This window comes from Pseudomonas rhodesiae (assembly GCF_007858255.1).
In the GTDB taxonomy this organism is placed as follows: Bacteria; Pseudomonadota; Gammaproteobacteria; order Pseudomonadales; family Pseudomonadaceae; genus Aquipseudomonas; species Aquipseudomonas rhodesiae.
Map to the genome: position 1 here is coordinate 28,931 of NZ_VFEU01000008.1, position 18,381 is coordinate 47,311.

The window sequence follows — 18,381 nt, forward strand, 5'->3', positions numbered from 1 at the left end:
TCCTGCCTCTTCTTAATTCTTCGCGACAGCGGGTTGCGCTGCCGTGGGCGCAGCCGGTTCACGCCAGCCGACGGCAAGGCCGTTGGCGTAACGCAGGTCGACGCTCGCAATGTTCGTAATCTGTTCTTTCAAGGTTTTGTCGTAGATGGCAATAAAGCGGCGCATCTTCTCCACCAAGCGGTCGCGTCCCAGCAACAACTCGATGCCCAGGCCGGAACTGCCTGCCCCGGTTGTTAAAAACCAGCTGCCCCGTTCACGCAATTCCAGGCGTGCAATGGAGAAGCCCAGTGGCCGCAGCATCTGGCTCAAGGCCTGGTACTGCTGCATCACTTGCTGCTGCGCCCGCTGCGGCCCGAACAACTGCGGCAGGTGCTCGTAGTTGGCCAGCTCACGCGGGGTGAACGCCTGGCCCTGGTTGTTCAACAGCGCCTCGTCGCCCCAACGGGCCACCGGCAATTGTTCTTCCAGGCGGATCGTCACCTGATCCGGCCACACGCGACGCACCTCGGCGTGGGCGATCCACGGCATCTGCTCCAGCTCCCGGCGCATGCCGGCCAGGTCGATGGTGAAGAAACTCGCCGCCAGGAACGGGCCGATGCGCTGCTGTACCGCCTGCTGGCTGATGTAGCTCAGATCGCCCTGCACACTGATCTTGGTGATCGGGCGGTCGGCGTACGGCAGTAGACGCTGCGCGCCTTCATAAGTGCCGAAGCCCAATACCACCAGCAACACCGGCCAGAACAGCGCCTTGAGGAAAGCAAAATTGGCTTTCGGCAGGCGCGCCGACATCGGCTCTTTAGCCACCATGCGACTGGCACCCCGGGGCACCGGCTTGCGGCTCGGTGCACGTGGGGGCTGATGACGAAGCGATGCGCCTTTCATGTCGTTAGCCTCTTGCCTCGATGCTGGCGGCCAGGATCGCCAGCACCAACTGCTGGAAGTCCAGACCAGCGGCACGGGCAGCCATCGGTACCAGGCTGTGATCGGTCATGCCTGGTGCGGTGTTGACTTCAAGGAACCAGAAGTTGCCTTGGTCGTCCTGCATCACGTCTGCCCGCGCCCAACCGGCGATACCCAGCGCCTCACAAGCTTTCGCCGTAAGGTCCATCAATTCCTGTTCTTTGTTTGCGTCGAGGCCGCACGGGATCCGGTACTGGGTATCGGAAGCCAGGTACTTGGCGTCGTAGTCGTAAAAGGTGTGGGGGGTGCCCAATGCGATGGGCGGCAATACCTGGCCACGCAGGGTGGCGATGGTGTACTCGGGACCGGAAATCCACTGTTCCACCAACACTTGCGAATCGTAGGTACTTGCCGCTTTCCATGCGTCGATCAATTCGGCGGCCGAGTTCACTTTGGCCATGCCGATACTGGAGCCTTCATGGGCAGGTTTGACGATCAAAGGAGTGCCCAGTTCCTCGACTGCAGAAATACAATCGGCTTCGCTGCACAGAACACTGTGACGCGGGGTGGGAATACCCAGGCTGTGCCACACCTGCTTGGTGCGCAGCTTGTCCATGGCCAATGCCGAGGCGAGGATGCCGCTGCCGGTGTAGGGAATGCCGGCGCACTCCAACAGGCCCTGCATGCTGCCGTCTTCACCGCCGCGACCGTGCAGGATGATAAAGGCGCGGTCGATTTTTTCGGCCAACAGGCGCGCGAGGAAATCATCGCCCACATCAATCCCGAACGCATTCACGCCGGCGCTTTGCAGGGCTTTGAGCACGGCGTTGCCGGACTTGAGTGACACTTCACGCTCGGCGCTCTTACCGCCAAACAACACCGCCACGCGGCCGAAGTCGGCAGGGCTGACGGTGGAAAACAGGGCTTCGTAGTTCGTGATCATTTCGACTTCCCCTGGGCAGCGGCGAAGAGCGGGCTCGCCAGCAATTTAGGGGCAAGGCCACCGATGTCACCGGCGCCCTGGCACAGCAGAATGTCACCGGCACGCAGCAGCGGTTTGACGATTGGCGCCAGGTCCACACCGCGCTCGATGTAGATCGGGTCCAACTGGCCACGCTGGCGGATGCTGTTGCACAGCTTGCGGCTGTCGGCGCCCGGGATCGGTTCTTCACCGGCCGGGTAGACCTCCATCAGCAGCAGCACGTTGGCATCGGCCAATACATTGACGAAGTCATCGTATAGATCGCGGGTACGGCTGTAGCGGTGCGGCTGGTACACCATCACCAGGCGACGCTCCGGCCAGCCACCGCGCACGGCCTTGATCACGGCGGCTACTTCGGTCGGGTGGTGACCATAGTCGTCCACCAGCATCACGTCGCCGCCCTCTACCGGCAGTTGGCCGTAGACCTGGAAGCGCCGGCCCACACCGGCAAAGCGCGACAGACCTTCGACAATTGCTTCATCGCTGACGCCTTCATCGGAAGCAATGCAGATGGTCGCCAGGGAGTTCAATACGTTGTGGTTACCCGGCATGTTCACCGACACATCCAACGGCTCACGGTCCGGACGCAGTACGGTGAAGAAGGTTTGCATGCCTTCCTGACGCACATTGATCGCACGCACGTCGGCATCTTCGCTGAAGCCGTAAGTGACGGTCGGGCGTTTGACCAGCGGCAGGATCTCGCGCACTACAGGGTCGTCCAGGCACACCACCGCCAAGCCGTAGAACGGCAGGTTGTGGAGGAACTCGACGAAGGTTTTCTTCAGCTTGTTGAAGTCACCGTCGTAGGTCGCCATGTGGTCGGCGTCGATGTTGGTGACCACAGCCACCAGCGGTTGCAGATGCAGGAAGCTGGCGTCGCTTTCGTCGGCTTCGGCGATCAGGTAGCGGCTGGTGCCAAGCTGGGCGTTGGTGCCGGCTGCATTCAGACGGCCGCCGATCACAAACGTCGGGTCCAGGCCACCGGCGGCGAACACCGAGGCGATCAGGCTGGTGGTGGTGGTTTTGCCATGGGTACCGGCGACCGCGATGCCGTGGCGATAGCGCATCAGCTCGGCGAGCATCTCGGCGCGCGGCACCACGGGAATACGACGTTCAAGGGCGGTGGCCACTTCCGGGTTAGCTGTGTTCACCGCGCTGGACACCACCAGCACATCGGCCTCGGCGGCGTTCTCGGCACGGTGGCCGATAAAGATCTGCGCACCGAAGGATTTGAGGCGGTCGGTGACCTGGGATTCTTTCAAATCCGAACCGGACACCTGATAGCCCAGGTTGAGCAGCACTTCGGCAATGCCGCACATACCCACGCCGCCGATTCCGACGAAGTGAATGCGACGGATACGGCGCATTTCCGGCTGCGGCATGGCTTTCTGATTCTCAACCATGGGCCACCTCCAGGCAGATATCGACCACGGTGCGGGTTGCTTCAGGTTTGGCCAGGCGGCTTGCGGTGCTCGCCATGCTGTTAAGTCGTTCCGGTTGCATCAAAACCTCGGTCAGGCGTGCGGCCAAATCGGCGGCGCCAGTCGTTCTTTGCGGCAGCAGGAAGGCAGCGCCCTCCCCGGCCAAATATTCGGCGTTGCGGGTCTGGTGATCGTCAATCGCATGGGGCAGAGGCACCAGCAAGGACGGCAGACCGGCGGCGGCCAGTTCACTGACGGTCAGCGCACCAGCGCGACAAACCACCAGGTCGGCCCAGCCATAGGCATGGGCCATGTCTTTGATGAAAGGCTGTACGTTGGCCTCCACACCGGCTTCGCGATAACGCGCGGCGGTGACTTCATCGTGGTTTTTGCCGGCCTGGTGAAAGATCTCCGGGCGTAGCTCCAACGGCAGTTGTGCCACGGCTTCGGGCAGCAATTTGTTCAGTGGTTCAGCGCCCAGGCTTCCGCCCAGGATCAACAGGTGCGCCTTGCGCCCGGCCAAGGCATCGCGAGCGATGCCCATGAACAGCTCGGTACGCACCGGGTTGCCGGTGGTGCGGCGTTTGCTCGACAAGCCAAAGGTGTTCGGGAACGCCTCACACACCCGCGCCGCCAGCGGCACCAGCAGGCGGTTGGCGGTGCCGGCCACGGCATTCTGTTCGTGGACGATCACCGGTACACCGGCGAGCCGGGCCGCAACGCCGCCGGGGCCGGTCACGTAACCGCCAAAGCCAAGCACGCAGACAGGCTTCAACTCACGGATAACCTTGCGCGCTTGCCACACCGCCTTGAGCAACACAAACGGCGCTTTGAGCAAGGACAACTTGCTCTTGCCACGTAGGCCGCTGACGTTGATCAGGTGCAGCGGCAACCCAGCGTTAGGCACCAATTCGTTCTCGATACCGCGCGGTGTCCCCAGCCAGTGCACCGTGTAGCCGCGGCTCTGGAATTCCCGCGCACACGCCAGGGCCGGGAACACATGGCCCCCGGTGCCGCCCGCCATGATCAGCACATTAGCGCCCATGGGTCGGCTCCTCGGCGAAGTCGCTTTCGCTGAATTCCATCTCTTCGCTGCCCAGGTGGGTGCGACTCTCCCACTCGATACGCAGCAACAAACCCAGGCACGCGCAGCAAATCACCAAGGAACTGCCGCCGTAGCTGAGGAACGGCAAGGTCAGCCCTTTGGTCGGCAACAGACCGACGTTCACACCGATATTGATCAGGAACTGGCCGATCCACAGGAACGACAAGCCGTACGCCACATACGCGGCGAAATATTGTTTGGCCTTCTCGGCCCACAAGCCGATATACATGCCGCGTACACACACGAACACGAACAGCGCAACAGTGCACAGCGAGCCCACTACGCCGAGCTCTTCGGCGAGTACCGAGAACACGAAGTCCGTATGGGCTTCGGGCAGGTAGAACTGCTTCTGTACGCTGTTGCCCAGGCCAACGCCAAGCCACTCGCCGCGACCGAAAGCGATCAACGCCTGGGTCAGCTGGTAGCCGGAACCGAACTGGTCGGACCATGGGTCGGTAAAGGTGATCAGACGCGCCATCCGGTAGGGTTGCGCCTGCACCAGAATCGTCACGGCCGCCACCGCCAGCACCACCATCAAGGTGAATCGGAACAGACCCACACCGCCAAGGAACAGCATCGCCGCCGCCGCACCCATCATCACCACGGTGGCGCCGAAGTCGGGTTCCATCAGCAACAGGCCGGCCATGGGCAACAGCACGATGAATGGCTTGAAGAACCCCATCCAACTCTCGCGCACTTCCTTCTGACGTCGCACCAGATAGCCAGCCAGGTAGATCACCACGAACACCTTGGCGATTTCCGAGGGTTGCACGTTGAACGCGCCGAAACCGATCCAGCGCATCGAGCCGTTTACCTCGCGACCGATGCCCGGCAGGATCACCATCACCAGCAAGCCGAACGCGCCGATCAGCATCAACCAGCCCAGGCGCTGCCAAGTGGCGATGGGGATCATCATGGTCACGATGCAGGCACCGATACCGATCACCAGGTACACCAGATGGCGGATCATCATGTAGAGGGTGTTGCCGGACTGCACGGCGGCGACTTCGGAAGACGCCGAAGTGATCATCACCAAGCCCAGGCCTAGCAGCGCCAGGCAACCGGCGAGCATTGGGAAATCCAGGTCGATACCGCGCCCGGTAATGATCGGCGACGGGTACGGCTTGATGATGTTTCTCAGGTTCAGGTTCATGCCAAGGCCTCCACGGCGCGAGCGAACAGCTGGCCGCGCTCTTCGTAGTTCTTGAACATGTCCAGGCTGGCACAGGCCGGCGACAACAGAACGGCGTCACCGGGTTGGGCCAGGGCTTTGCCTTGCAGGACGGCTTCGTCCAGGGAGGCCACGCGAATCTGCGGCACCGCGTCACCGAGGGCGGCGGCGATCAGCTCGGCATCACGGCCCAGCAACACCACGGCGCGGCAGTGGGCGCCCACCGGTGCCTTGAGATCCTTGAAGTCGGCGCCTTTGCCGTCGCCACCGGCGATCAGCACCAGCTTGCCGTCGATATCGGCACCCAGGCCCTCAATGGCGGCCAGCGCGGCACCGACATTGGTGGCCTTGGAGTCGTTGTAATAGCTAACACCGTCCAAGTCACGCAGCCACTGGCAGCGGTGCTCAAGCCCGGCGAAAGTGCGCAGGGTCGAGAGCATGGCGTCGAACGGCAACCCCACGGCATGCCCGAGCGCCAGTGCCGCCAGGGCGTTCGATTGGTTGTGGGCACCACGGATTTTCAACTCGCGCACCGGCATCAGGTTCTGGAATTCGAAGGCCAGGTATTTCTCGCCGTTCTCTTCACGAATGCCGAAGGCCTTGAAGTCGGGTTTGCCCAGGCCGAAGGTCCAGCACGGCAGGCCCTCGCCCATCAACGGACGGCTCAAGGCATCCTGACGGTTGACCACCACTTGCCTGGCGCCGCGGAAAATCCGGTGCTTGGCCAGGTGATACGCCGGTAGGCCGCTATAGCGGTCCATATGGTCTTCACTCACGTTCAACACGGTGGCCACTTCGGCACCGAGGTCGTGGGTGGTCTCCAGTTGGAAGCTCGACAGCTCCATCACGTACAGCTCGATGTCATCGCTGAGCAGGTCCAGCGCGGGTGTGCCGAGGTTGCCGCCCACGGCCACGCGTTTGCCGGCCGCTGCCGCCATGTCGCCAACCAGGGTGGTGACGGTACTTTTCGCGTTGGAACCGCTGATGGCTACAATCGGCGCCTTGGCATTGCGCGCAAACAGGTCGATATCGCCGGACAGCTTCACGCCGTGAGCCGCAGCCGCTTGCAGGGCCGGAGTCGCCAGGGCCAGGCCGGGGCTCACGTAGAGTTCGTCGGCGCGGCACAGAAATTCGACATCCAGTTCGCCACAACGCACTTCCACGTGCGGGTAGTCACGGCGCAGCGTGACCAGCTCCGGTGGATTTTCCCGCGTATCGGCCACGGCGAACGACGTGCCCCGGTTCGCCAGGAAGCGAACCAGGGACATGCCGCTCTTGCCGAGGCCGACAACGATGCGGAAGTGGTCTGAAGCGATCAGGGACACTCGTTTCTACCTCAGTTTCAGGGTGGCAAGGCCGATCAGCACCAGAATCACGGTGATGATCCAGAAGCGGACAATCACGCGCGGCTCGGGCCAGCCCTTGAGTTCAAAGTGGTGGTGAATCGGCGCCATGCGGAACACGCGGCGCCCGGTCAATTTGAAAGACGCCACCTGGATGACCACCGACAGGGTTTCCATCACGAACACACCGCCCATGATGAACAGCACGATTTCCTGGCGAACGATCACCGCGATGGTGCCCAGGGCCGCGCCCAGCGCCAGTGCGCCGACGTCGCCCATGAAGACTTGGGCCGGGTAGGTGTTGAACCACAGGAACCCAAGCCCCGCACCGATCAGCGCGCCACAGAACACGATCAGCTCGCCCGCCCCCGGTACATAAGGGATCAGCAGGTATTCAGCGAATTTCACGTTACCCGACAGGTAGCAGAAGATGCCGAGCGCACCGCCCACCATTACCGTCGGCATGATCGCCAGGCCGTCGAGGCCATCGGTGAGGTTGACGGCGTTGCTGGAGCCGACGATCACGAAGTAGGTCAGCACCACGAAACCGATGCCCAGGGGAATGCTGGCGTCTTTGAGCATGGGCAGAATCAGCGTGGTTTCCACCGCGCTTGGGGCCGTCATGTACAGGAAGATCGCCGCGCCCAGGCCGAATACCGATTGCCAGAAATACTTCCAGCGGCTTGGCAACCCCTTGGAGTTCTTCTCGATCACCTTGCGGTAGTCGTCCACCCAGCCGATGGCACCGAACAGCAGGGTCACCAGCAACACCACCCATACGTAACGGTTATTCAGGTCAGCCCACAGCAAAGTGCTGACACCGATGGACGACAGGATCAGCGCGCCGCCCATGGTCGGCGTGCCGGATTTGGACAGGTGCGACTGCGGGCCGTCATTGCGAACCGATTGACCAATTTGCAGGTTCTGCAGGGTGCGGATCATCCACGGCCCGAGGAACAGCGACAAACACAACGCGGTCAGCACACCTAGAATCCCGCGCAGGGTCAGGTACTGGAAGACCGCGAAGCCTTTGTGGAACTGTTGCAGATACTCAGCCAGCAGCAGCAGCATTAATGTTTCTCCGTACTTGAGCCACACAAGGCCACGACGACGTTTTCCATCACCGCGCTGCGCGATCCCTTGATCAAAATGGTTGTGTTTTTATCGTGTTCGGCCGCGCCGATGGCCTGGATCAACTCGGCTTGACTGGCGAAATGCCTGGCACCGGGGCCGAAGGCGACGACGGCGTGGGCCATGTTCGGACCGACGGCGTACAGCGCATCGACTTTGCCCGCCGCGTAGGCACCGACTTCGCGATGCCCCTGCTCGGCCCAGTCGCCCAGTTCGCCGATATCGCCCAGCACCAGCACCTTGCGCCCGGCGAACCCTTTGAGCAGGTCGACCGCAGCGTTGATGGAAGAGGGGTTGGCGTTATAGGTGTCGTCGATCACGCGCATACCGTTGATGGCCAACTGCGCCACGGTGCGGCCCTTGACGGGTTGCACAGCGCCCAGCCCCGTGGCGATACCGAACAGCGATATGCCCAGGGCATGGGCGGCGGCGGCGGCGGCCAGGGCATTGGCAACGTTGTGATTGCCCAACAGATTCAGCTGTACGTGCTCGCTGCCTGTGGGCGTGTGCAAGGTGAACGACGGGCAACCCCGTGCATCCACCGAGATGTCGGATGCGTGGAAATCCGCCGCTGCATTCAGCACAGCAAAGGTCAGGACCTTGCGGCCGGCGGCGCGGACACGCCAGGTCTCGAAGGCTTTGTCGTCCAGGTTCAGCACCGCCGTGCCCGAAGCGTCCAGGCCCTCAAGAATTTCTCCTTTGGCTTCGACGATCTTTTCCGGACCGCCGAATTCACCGACGTGAGCAGTACCGGCGTTGTTGATGATCGCGACGTGAGGCTTGGTCAGTGCGACGGTGTAGGCGATTTCGCCGATGCGCGAGGCACCCAGCTCGATCACCGCCGCCGTGTGTTCCGGGGCCAGTTCGAGCAGGGTCAGCGGCGCGCCGAAATCATTGTTCAAGTTGCCACGGGTAGCGAGTACCGGGCCACGGGTGCGCAAGACACCGGCGAGCAGTTCCTTGACCGTGGTCTTGCCGCTGGAACCGGTGATGGCAGCCACGGGCTTATCGAACGCGGCACGGTTGAGTGCGCCCAGTTGGCCCAGGGCCAAGCGGGTATCGGCAACCAGCAACTGCGGCAGGCTCGACTCCGGCACTTCGCGCTGCACCAAGGCCCCCACGGCGCCTTTGGCGGCGACGTCATTCAGGTAGTCGTGGCCATCAAAGCGCGGGCCGGCCAGCGCAACAAACAGTTGTCCTGGCTGGATGGCACGGCTGTCGATGCTGACACCGTCGAAGCGGCAGTCGCTCGACAACATGCGGCCCGACAGGGCCTGGGTCAGCTCACTGAAGCGCATCGGCTTAAGCATGGGCAACCTCCCAGGCGCTCAAAGCGTGATCAGCCTCGACCAGATCGGAAAAGGCATGCCGCTCGCCGTTGATTTCCTGATAGTCCTCGTGGCCTTTACCGGCCAGTACCACCACATCGTCGGCGCTGGCGCCGGCGATCAGTTGGGCGATGGCGGCACCGCGGCCGGCAACGAAGGTGGCCTTGGATACGTCTTTGAAGCCTGCACGGATATCGTCGAAGATCTGGCTCGGGTTCTCGCTGCGCGGGTTGTCATCGGTGACCAACACACCGTCAGCCAGACGTTCAACAATCTCGGCCATCAGCGGGCGCTTGCCGCGATCACGATCACCGCCGCAGCCGAACAGGCACAGTAATTTGCCCTTGGCGTGGGGGCGCAGCGCTTCGAGGACTTTTTCCAGGGCGTCCGGCGTGTGGGCGTAATCGACCACCACCAGCGGCTGTTTGCCGCCACCCAGACGCTGCATACGGCCGGCCGGGCCTTCCAGCTTCGGCAGTACTTTTAAAATTTCGTCGAGGGCGTAGTCCAGGCCCAGCAACGCGCCGATGGCAGCCAGTACGTTGCTCAGGTTGAACCGGCCGAGCAATGTACTGCGCAGGTGATGTTCGCCCTGAGGTGTCACCAGGGTGGCGCGCACGCCTTCGTCGTTGAACTGGGCTTCGCGGCAATACAGGTAGGCACTTGAATCGTGCAGGCTGTAGCTGATCAGGCGCGCTTCGCTGTCTTCGGCGGCCAATTGGCGACCGAAGTCATCGTCCAGGTTCACCACCCGGCACTTGAGATCATTCCAGGCGAACAGCTTGGCCTTGGCGGCGGCGTAAGCCTCCATGGTGCCGTGGTAATCCAAATGGTCGCGGGACAGGTTGGTCATCACCGCCACATCGAACGCCAGGGCGCTGACGCGGCCTTGATCCAGCCCGTGGGACGAGACTTCCATGGCCACGGCCTTGGCACCGGCCTTTTTCAGGTCGGCCAGGGTCGCTTGCACGGCAATCGGGTTCGGGGTGGTGTGCAGGCCGCTTTGCAGCGCGCCATAGAAACCGGTCCCCAGGGTGCCGACAATCCCGCAATGCTGGCCCAGCAGGTCAAGGGCCTGGGCAACCAATTGGGTCACGCTGGTCTTGCCATTGGTACCGGTCACGCCCACCAGGTTGAGGTGGCGGCTAGGTTCGCCATAAAAACGCCCGGCGATATCCGACAGTTGCTTGGCCAGCCCCTTGACCGGAATCAGCGGCACGTCGGTGATCGGCAGCACGGTGGCGCCTTCGGCTTCATAAGCCACGGCGGCGGCACCACGTTGCAACGCATCGGCAATGTGTGCACGACCGTCAAGCTTGCCACCCGGCACGGCCAGGAACAGGTCACCGGCACGTACATTGCGGCTGTCCAGAGTCAGCTCACGAATCAATAGGTCGCGACCGGCGTGGGCGAAGATCTTGTTCAAACTCAGAGACATCAGCCGCGCCCTCCATTGGCTTTTGCGGCAGCGGCCGGTGGCCCGGCGTTCGCTTGTTGGGTGGGCGGCAGGTTGTCCGGGGTGATGTTCATCAAGCGCAGGGTGCCGGACATCACTTTGCTGAACACCGGCGCGGAGACCAGGCCACCGAAATATCCAGCCTTACTCGGCTCATCGATCACCACGACGATGGCGTAGCGCGGATCGCTCATTGGGCCGAAGCCAGCGAACAGCGAACGGTACGAGTTCTCGGCGTACCCCTTGGTACCCACCGACGTCTTACGCGCGGTACCAGATTTGCCGGCTACGTGATACGCCGGCACCTGGGCACGGAATACACCGCGCGGCGCCTCGATCACTTGCTGCAGCATACCCTGCATGGTTTTGGCGACATTCTCCGGGATCACCTGGGTCGCTTTCGGCGCTTCATCGACGTGGATCAGGCTCAACGGCACCATGCGGCCATTGTTGGCCAGCACAGAGAAGGCGTGAGCCAGTTGGATTGCAGTCACCGACAGGCCATAGCCGTAGGACAAGGTGGCGGTCTCGGCTTTTTTCCAGTCGCGGTAGTTCGGCAGGTTACCGACACGCTCGCCCGGGAAGTCCAGGCCGGTGGGCTGGCCCAGGCCAATCTTCTGCGCCAGGTGGTAGATGGTTTCGCCGCCGATATCGAAGGCGACTTTACTCATGCCCACGTTACTGGAGTTGATCAGGATGCCGGTCAGATCCAGCACCGGACCTTCGGTACGGGAAACGTCACGAATGGTGTACTTGCCCAACTGCAGCGTGCCCGGGTAGACCTCGACCTTGTCGCTGGGCTTCCAGCGCCCGGTTTCGAGGGCGGCACTCATGGAGATGGCTTTCATGGTCGAACCCGGCTCGAACACGTCGATCATCGCGCGGTTGCGCATCATCGCCGGTTGCAGGTTGCGACGGTTGTTCGGGTTGTAGGTAGGCTGGTTCACCATGGCGAGGATTTCGCCGGTCTTCACATCCATGATCACCAGGCTGCCGGCCTTGGCGCCGTTTTCGATGATCGCGTTACGCAGTTCACGGTTGGCCAGGTATTGCAAACGCAGGTCAATCGACAACGCCAAGGGCTTACCGGCCTTGGCGTTTTTGGTGACCTGGACATCCTTGATCAACCTGCCACGCCGATCCTTGATGACTTGTCGCTTGCCGGGAACCCCGGCGAGCCATTCATCGTAGGCCAGCTCTACGCCTTCGCGGCCATGGTCGTCGATGTCGGTGAAACCCACCATGTGGGCGGTGGTTTCACCGGCCGGGTAGAAACGACGGAATTCCTCGATGCCGTAGACACCGGGGACCTTAAGGTCGAGCACCTGCTGGCCCTGCTCAGGGGTCAGACCGCGCACCAGATAGATGAACTCTTTATTGGCCTGGGCTTCCAGACGCTCAGCCAGGGCCTTGGGGTCTTGGCCAAGGGCGGCGGCGAGGGCCGGCCAGCGGTCCTTGGCGACTTGCAATTCCTTGGCATTAGCCCAGAGGGTGGTCACTGGCGTACTGACAGCCAAGGGTTCGCCGTTGCGGTCGGTGATCAGGCCACGGTGCGCAGGAATAGGAATATGACGCAGACTGCGGGCATCGCCCTGACCGATCAGAAAGTCGCGATCGACCACTTGCAGATCAACGATGCGCCAGGCGATCGCCCCCACCATCAGCGCCAGCAAACCGAGCACCAGGCGGAAGCGCCATGGGTACAGTGCGCCTTCAAGCTTCATCATGGCGCCACCATCCGCACGTCAGCCGCGCTCGGGATGTGCATTTTCAGTTGCTCGGTGGCCAGCACTTCGATACGACTGTGGGCCGTCCAGGTACTTTGCTCCAGGATCAACCGGCCCCACTCGGCTTGGGCTTTGTCACGCACACTCAACTCCCCATATAGAGTGTTGAGCAGTTGGCGGTTCCAGTGGGCGCTGTAGGACACCGCAATCGCGGACACCAGTACGCCGATGAACAGCAGCAACATAAAGAAGCTGCCGCCCGGGAGGGGCTTGGCGAAAAGCTTGCTCACCGCAGCTTCTCCGCAACACGCATAACAGCACTGCGGGCACGCGGGTTGGCCTTGAGTTCAGCTTCGGAAGCGAACTGCGCTTTGCCATGGATTTTGATTTTCGGCACAAAAGCTTCGAACCGTACCGGCAGGTTGCGCGGCAGGTTGTCGGACTCGCCCTTGACCAGGCGGCGCATAAACAGTTTAACGATACGGTCTTCCAGAGAGTGGAAGCTGATCACCACCAGGCGACCGCCCACTTCCAGCGCATCGAGGGCAGCCTCCAGGCCGGCCTCAAGATCGCCCAGTTCGTTATTGACGTGGATACGCAGGCCCTGGAATGCACGGGTTGCCGGGTTCTTGCCCTTTTCCCAGGCGGGGTTGGCGACTTTCAGCACTTCGGCCAGGTCGGCGGTGCGCTCGAACGGCTGGATTTCGCGGCGCTCAACCACGGCACGAGCCATGCGACCGGCGAAGCGCTCTTCACCATACTCCTTGAATACACGGGCGATTTCTTCCACCGGTGCGGTGGCGATGAACTGTGCGGCACTGACGCCCCGGGTGGGGTCCATGCGCATATCGAGCGGGCCGTCGTTCATGAAGCTGAAGCCGCGCTCCGGGTCATCGAGCTGTGGAGAAGAAACGCCCAAGTCGAGTAGCACCCCGGCCACCTTGCCTGCCATGCCACGCTCCGCCACTTCGGCACCCAGCTCGGCAAAGCTGCGCTGCACAACGACAAAGCGGCCGTCTTCGGCCGCTAGCGCTTGCCCGGTGGCAATCGCTTGAGGGTCTTTGTCGAACCCGAGGAGTTTCCCATCCGGCCCGAGCTGACTGAGAATCAGCCGGCTGTGCCCGCCCCTGCCGAACGTGCCATCCAAATAGCAGCCATCCGCGCGTACGGCGAGAGCCTCAACGGCTTCGTCAAGCAGTACGGTGATGTGGTTAAAGCCGCTATCAATAGTCACAGGATCAAATCACGCAGTTCGTCAGGCATGGCGCCCGGTTGTTGAATAGCAGCCAGGTCAGCTGCAGAAACAGCATCCCAGGCATCTTCGTCCCACAATTGGAACTTGTTCAGTTGGCCGACCAACATGGCCCGCTTATCGAGCTTGGCGTACTCGCGCAGACGCGGTGGCACCAGGAAACGACCGCTGCCATCGAGCTCGAGGTCGACGGCATTGCCGATCAGCAAACGCTGCAGGCGGCGGTTCTCTTCGCGTAATGAAGGCAAGGCGCGCAACTTGGTTTCAATCAACTCCCACTCGTCGAGGGGGTAAACACATAAACAAGGGTCAACGGCATCAATAGTGATGATCAACTGGCCGGAACTTCTCGAAATCAGCTCGTCGCGATACCGGCTCGGCATAGCGAGACGGCCCTTTGCGTCGAGACTGATAGCGTTAGCTCCGCGAAACACAGATGCGTTTCTCCAAATTTTAGCGTTTTACGTTCAAAAAACCCACTTTGTGCCACTTTCCGCCACTTGCGCACACTATAGGAATGCGCCCACCACACCGTCAAGGCACGGATTCAAGGAAAAGCCTTACAGAACGGAGATTTAGGAGCGTAAAAGGAGGAGAAACCAGAGTTCGGCGATAATTTTGACCCAACAAGCACAGCAAGCTCATAGAGCTATTGCTTGAAGTTAAAGTGATTTATTAAGAGTAAGATTTTTTTGGTATTACGAAGATGCATCTGCCAATGATTTGGCAGGGAGGGATTCTTGCGTTACTACCGGTTTTCTGCCCGAGATTCCGATAGAGGGAAATAAGGTGGAGAGTCGATCTATAAGCCGGGTTCTGTCTTGAACAGTCATTCGTCTACGATGGCCATCACTGGACATCTTTAGCAACCTACCCGGTCCCAGCGCGGGCCACGCCTTGGGACCCTATTTGGTCTTGCTCCAAGTGGGGTTTACCTAGCCACGAACTGTTGCCAGTCGTGCGGTGCGCTCTTACCGCACCTTTTCACCCTTACCGGCACCGAAGTGCTTAGGCGGTTATTTTCTGTGGCACTTTCCGTAGGCTCACGCCTCCCAGGCATTACCTGGCACTTCGCCCTATGGAGCCCGGACTTTCCTCCCCCCCCTAATTTTCATAGAGGGCAGCGACTGTCCAATCGACTCTCCGCCGCGCAGGTTAACGGCACGACGGCCTCAGGACAAGTATTAAAAGTGCCCGACTGCCATCACCATCGGACGAAATACCGCATTCAACCCGGAACTATTCGGCTTTCTGTTTATCCAGCGCCACTTGATACAGGACGTTCTTTCGCACGCCGGTAATTTCCGCCGCCAGAGCCGCGGCCCGTTTGAGAGGCATCTCCTTGAGCAGCAAGTCCAGCACGCGCATGGCCTCGCTGCCGACGGCATCCTCGCTTTCCGGTGCCGTCCAGCCCGCCACCAGCACCACACACTCACCACGCTGTTGATTGCTGTCGCCTTCGACAAAGGCACGCAGCGCTTCCAGGGGCAGGCCTTTGAGGGTCTCGAAGGTTTTGGTCAGCTCACGCGCCAGCAACGCAAGACGCTCCCCGCCGAACACCAGCTCCATATCCTGCAGACATTCCAAGATGCGGTGCGGGGCTTCGTAAAAAATCAGCGTGCGCGGTTCTTCTTTCAACGCGTCAAGGCGCGCACGACGCCCAACGGCCTTGGCGGGCAGGAAACCCTCGAAGATAAAACGATCGGATGGCAGGCCAGCCGCTGACAGAGCCGCGATCAGCGCGCACGCCCCCGGAACAGGCACTATATTGATGCCTGCAGCGCGCGCTTGGCGGACGAGATGATATCCAGGGTCGGAGATCAGCGGCGTGCCGGCATCGGAGATCAACGCCACGTCATCGCCGGCCAGCAGACGCACGATAAAACGGCTGCCCTCTTCGCGCTCGTTGTGTTCGTGGCAGGCGGCCAGAGGAGTACTGATGCCAAAATGCTGCATCAACCGCTGGGAGTGGCGAGTATCTTCCGCCGCGATCAATTTAACGTCGCGCAACACTTTCAATGCGCGGGCACTGATGTCGTCCAGGTTGCCAATGGGCGTCGCCACGACAAAAAGCGAGCCTGCAGTGGAATTCAGGGAACCTGGAGCAGTCAAAACGCACACCTCGATGAATGGCAAAAAATCCATTGTAGCGCGTAGATGCCTCGAAAATATGCCATCGAAACCGATGATGTTTCAGCCACCAATGGTCAACAGCGCACAATCAGCAACATTTGCACGACCTAAATCGACGGTTTCACGCCAGTAACATCGCGCCTGGGCCAGTGCTTGGGTACAATTCCACGCTAATTTGATCGGTATCAGGAACACTTACATGATCGCTTGTCTGCGGCTGCTCTCCGCCCTCTGCCTCGCTGCCTTACTGGCCGCCTGTGCCAGCTCGCCCTCGTCCAGCCTTGGCGACCTCCCCCGGACCCCGGACGCCAGTATCGAGCAACTGCTCGAACAGGCCACGACCGCCAAGACGCCAGAAAAGGCGGCATTATTGCGCTTGAGCGCGGCGGACATGGCCTATCACCAGAACAACCCTGGCCGCTCGTCGCAGATTCTTGCCCAAGTGCCCCTGGACGCTCTCAAACCGGCCGCACAAGTATTCGCCAGCACCCTGGCCGCCGAACTGGCCATGACCCGCAACCAGCCGAAGGCCGCGTTGACCGCCCTGAGCCACCCGAGCCTGCAGAACCTCAAGGACTTGCCGGCCGAACAGCAGATTCGCACCGGCACCGTGCATGCCCGTGCTTACGAGGCCGACGGCCAGACCCTGGCCGCCGCCCGCGAGCGTGTCGCCATGGCGCCATTGCTGACCGGCGACGCCGCCCATAGCAACCATGAAGCCATCTGGGTCCTGATTGCCGCCGTGCCGGCCGACCAACTGCAAGCCAGCGGCAACCCGGTGCTCGACGGCTGGATCACCCTGGCGCAGTCGGTCAAGGCCGCCGGCACCCTGGAGCAACAGCAGGCCGCTATCGATACCTGGCGCGCGCAGAACCCGAACCATCCGGCAGCGTTGCAATTGCCGACCCCACTGATCAAGCTCAAGGAGCTGGCCAGCCAACCCCTGAACAAGATCGCCGTGCTGTTGCCACAGGACGGCCCGCTGGCTTCTGTCGGCAAGGCGTTGCGCGAAGGCTTCATGGCGGCTCACTACCAGGCCGAACAGGCCGGGCAAAAGCCGCCGGTCATCGAGTTCTATGACAGTTCCCGCCTGACCTCCATCGACGATTTCTATGCCAAGGCCCAGGCCGCCGGCGTGCAACTGGTGGTCGGTCCGTTGGAGAAGCCACTGGTCAAACAGCTCAGCGCGCGCCCTCAATTGCCGATCACCACCTTGGCGCTGAACTACAGCGAAACCGATCAAGCACCACCGCAATTGTTCCAGTTCGGCCTGGCCGCCGAAGACGAAGCCCGCGAAGTATCGCGTCGTGCCCGTGCCGATGGCCTGCACCGCGCTGCCGCCATGGTGCCGCGTGGCGAATGGGGTGAGCGGGTCTACAAAGCCTTCCGTCAGGATTGGGAAGCTCATGGCGGTACGGTGATGGGTGTGGAATACGTAGACCAGCCGGTTGCCCTGGCCCAGCAAATTGCCGACCTGTTCCAACTGCGTAAAAGCGAAGGCCGCGCCAAGAGCCTGCAAAACACGGTCGGGACCGATGTGGCGGCACAACCTTCGCGTCGCCAGGACATCGAGTTCATCTTCCTGGCCGTGACCCCGCAACTGGCCCAGCAGATCAAACCGACCCTGAACTTCCAGTACGCCGGCGACGTGCCCGTGTATGCGACGTCCCACGTATTCAGCGCCAGCGGCGACAAGAACCAGTACCTGGACATGACCAACGTGATGTTCTGTGAAACCCCTTGGCTGCTCAACACCACCGACCCGCTGCGCAACCAGGTCGCCGCGCAATGGCCACAAGCCAATGGCAGCCTCGGGCGTCTCTACGCGATGGGCGTGGATGCCTATCGTCTGGCGCCACGCCTGGGCCAGCTCAAGGCGCTGCCGGACACTCGGATTGACGGTCTCTCGGGCAACCTGGGAATCAGCGGCAACCAACGCGTAGATCGCCAGATGCCGTGGGCGAAGTTCGTCGGTGGTCAGATCCAGCGCCTGCCGGACACCCCGCGCTGATGCCCGAGCGGTCCCGTGCGCAAAGCGGCAAGGATGCCGAACTTCAAGCTCTGAACTACCTGCAACAACAGGGTCTGCGCCTTTTGGCGCAGAACTGGTTATGTAAACGCGGCGAGCTTGATCTGGTCATGCTTGACGGCGATACAGTAGTATTCGTCGAAGTCCGCTACAGAAAACACGCACAATGGGGTGGCGCGCTCGCCAGTATCGACGGGCGCAAGCGTCAGAAGCTAATACTCGCCGCGCAGTTTTTTCTGCAAGAAGAGCATCGCTGGGCCGACGCCCCCTGCCGTTTCGATGTGGTTGCCATAGAAAGCACACCGTCGGGTACCGCTGATCTGAACTGGCTCCCGAACGCCTTCGACAGCTGATTCGCCGGACATCTTCACCACACACTTTTGCTCTTTGCTTTGCGGGCTGC

At 61.5% G+C, this 18,381-nt stretch carries 16 protein-coding genes and 1 other RNA gene; 2 read left to right on the forward strand and 15 right to left on the reverse strand.

From position 1 onward, the window contains the following. Positions 1-12: 12 nt before the first annotated feature. From FIV35_RS14060 to rsmI, 15 genes are all read right to left on the reverse strand, one after another. On the reverse strand, positions 13-882 hold the full coding sequence (locus FIV35_RS14060) for a cell division protein FtsQ/DivIB (protein ID WP_034137019.1): 870 nt from the start codon (positions 880-882) through the stop codon (positions 13-15). A gap of 4 nt (positions 883-886) precedes the next feature. Continuing rightward, positions 887-1,843 (reverse strand): D-alanine--D-alanine ligase, encoded by a 957-nt coding sequence (locus tag FIV35_RS14065; protein WP_034137018.1) that lies wholly within the window; start codon positions 1,841-1,843, stop codon positions 887-889. Then, complete coding sequence (gene murC, locus FIV35_RS14070) at positions 1,840-3,285, reverse strand: UDP-N-acetylmuramate--L-alanine ligase (RefSeq protein ID WP_034095964.1); 1,446 nt, start codon at positions 3,283-3,285, stop codon at positions 1,840-1,842. The genes FIV35_RS14065 and murC overlap by 4 nt, the downstream gene beginning before the upstream one ends. Then, positions 3,278-4,348 (reverse strand): undecaprenyldiphospho-muramoylpentapeptide beta-N-acetylglucosaminyltransferase, encoded by a 1,071-nt coding sequence (gene murG, locus FIV35_RS14075; RefSeq protein WP_034095963.1) that lies wholly within the window; start codon positions 4,346-4,348, stop codon positions 3,278-3,280. The genes murC and murG overlap by 8 nt, the downstream gene beginning before the upstream one ends. Further along, entirely contained in the window at positions 4,338-5,561 is a 1,224-nt protein-coding gene (ftsW, locus tag FIV35_RS14080) for a putative lipid II flippase FtsW (RefSeq protein ID WP_034137017.1), read from the reverse strand. Before ftsW ends, murG begins: the two co-directional genes overlap by 11 nt. Continuing rightward, a complete protein-coding gene (gene murD, locus FIV35_RS14085) occupies positions 5,558-6,904 on the reverse strand; it encodes a UDP-N-acetylmuramoyl-L-alanine--D-glutamate ligase (RefSeq protein ID WP_034137016.1) in 1,347 nt (448 codons plus the stop codon). Before murD ends, ftsW begins: the two co-directional genes overlap by 4 nt. Before the next feature lie 6 nt (positions 6,905-6,910). Then, positions 6,911-7,993, reverse strand: a complete 1,083-nt coding sequence (gene mraY, locus FIV35_RS14090) for a phospho-N-acetylmuramoyl-pentapeptide-transferase (protein ID WP_034137015.1) — start codon at positions 7,991-7,993, stop codon at positions 6,911-6,913. Continuing rightward, complete coding sequence (locus tag FIV35_RS14095) at positions 7,993-9,363, reverse strand: UDP-N-acetylmuramoyl-tripeptide--D-alanyl-D-alanine ligase (RefSeq protein WP_034137014.1); 1,371 nt, start codon at positions 9,361-9,363, stop codon at positions 7,993-7,995. Before FIV35_RS14095 ends, mraY begins: the two co-directional genes overlap by 1 nt. Beyond that, a complete protein-coding gene (gene murE / locus FIV35_RS14100) occupies positions 9,356-10,819 on the reverse strand; it encodes a UDP-N-acetylmuramoyl-L-alanyl-D-glutamate--2,6-diaminopimelate ligase (RefSeq protein WP_034137013.1) in 1,464 nt (487 codons plus the stop codon). The genes FIV35_RS14095 and murE overlap by 8 nt, the downstream gene beginning before the upstream one ends. Continuing rightward, positions 10,819-12,561 (reverse strand): peptidoglycan D,D-transpeptidase FtsI family protein, encoded by a 1,743-nt coding sequence (locus FIV35_RS14105; protein WP_170245404.1) that lies wholly within the window; start codon positions 12,559-12,561, stop codon positions 10,819-10,821. Before FIV35_RS14105 ends, murE begins: the two co-directional genes overlap by 1 nt. Then, entirely contained in the window at positions 12,561-12,854 is a 294-nt protein-coding gene (gene ftsL / locus FIV35_RS14110; protein ID WP_034095956.1) for a cell division protein FtsL, read from the reverse strand. Before ftsL ends, FIV35_RS14105 begins: the two co-directional genes overlap by 1 nt. Then, positions 12,851-13,798 (reverse strand): 16S rRNA (cytosine(1402)-N(4))-methyltransferase RsmH, encoded by a 948-nt coding sequence (gene rsmH, locus FIV35_RS14115; protein ID WP_034095955.1) that lies wholly within the window; start codon positions 13,796-13,798, stop codon positions 12,851-12,853. Before rsmH ends, ftsL begins: the two co-directional genes overlap by 4 nt. Next, complete coding sequence (gene mraZ / locus FIV35_RS14120) at positions 13,795-14,250, reverse strand: division/cell wall cluster transcriptional repressor MraZ (protein ID WP_003171868.1); 456 nt, start codon at positions 14,248-14,250, stop codon at positions 13,795-13,797. The genes rsmH and mraZ overlap by 4 nt, the downstream gene beginning before the upstream one ends. Before the next feature lie 355 nt (positions 14,251-14,605). Beyond that, positions 14,606-14,959, reverse strand: an RNA gene (gene rnpB / locus FIV35_RS14125) — RNase P RNA component class A. Between the two features lie 96 nt (positions 14,960-15,055). Beyond that, positions 15,056-15,961 (reverse strand): 16S rRNA (cytidine(1402)-2'-O)-methyltransferase, encoded by a 906-nt coding sequence (gene rsmI, locus FIV35_RS14130; RefSeq protein ID WP_162276702.1) that lies wholly within the window; start codon positions 15,959-15,961, stop codon positions 15,056-15,058. Positions 15,962-16,148: 187 nt separating this feature from the next. Between rsmI and FIV35_RS14135 the strand changes: the two genes are divergently transcribed. After that, on the forward strand, positions 16,149-17,960 hold the full coding sequence (locus FIV35_RS14135; protein WP_034137011.1) for a penicillin-binding protein activator: 1,812 nt from the start codon (positions 16,149-16,151) through the stop codon (positions 17,958-17,960). Continuing rightward, the gene (locus FIV35_RS14140; protein ID WP_034111801.1) at positions 17,960-18,331 is read left to right on the forward strand and encodes a YraN family protein; all 372 of its coding nucleotides are present in this window, start codon (positions 17,960-17,962) and stop codon (positions 18,329-18,331) included. The genes FIV35_RS14135 and FIV35_RS14140 overlap by 1 nt, the downstream gene beginning before the upstream one ends. Positions 18,332-18,381: the final 50 nt, after the last annotated feature.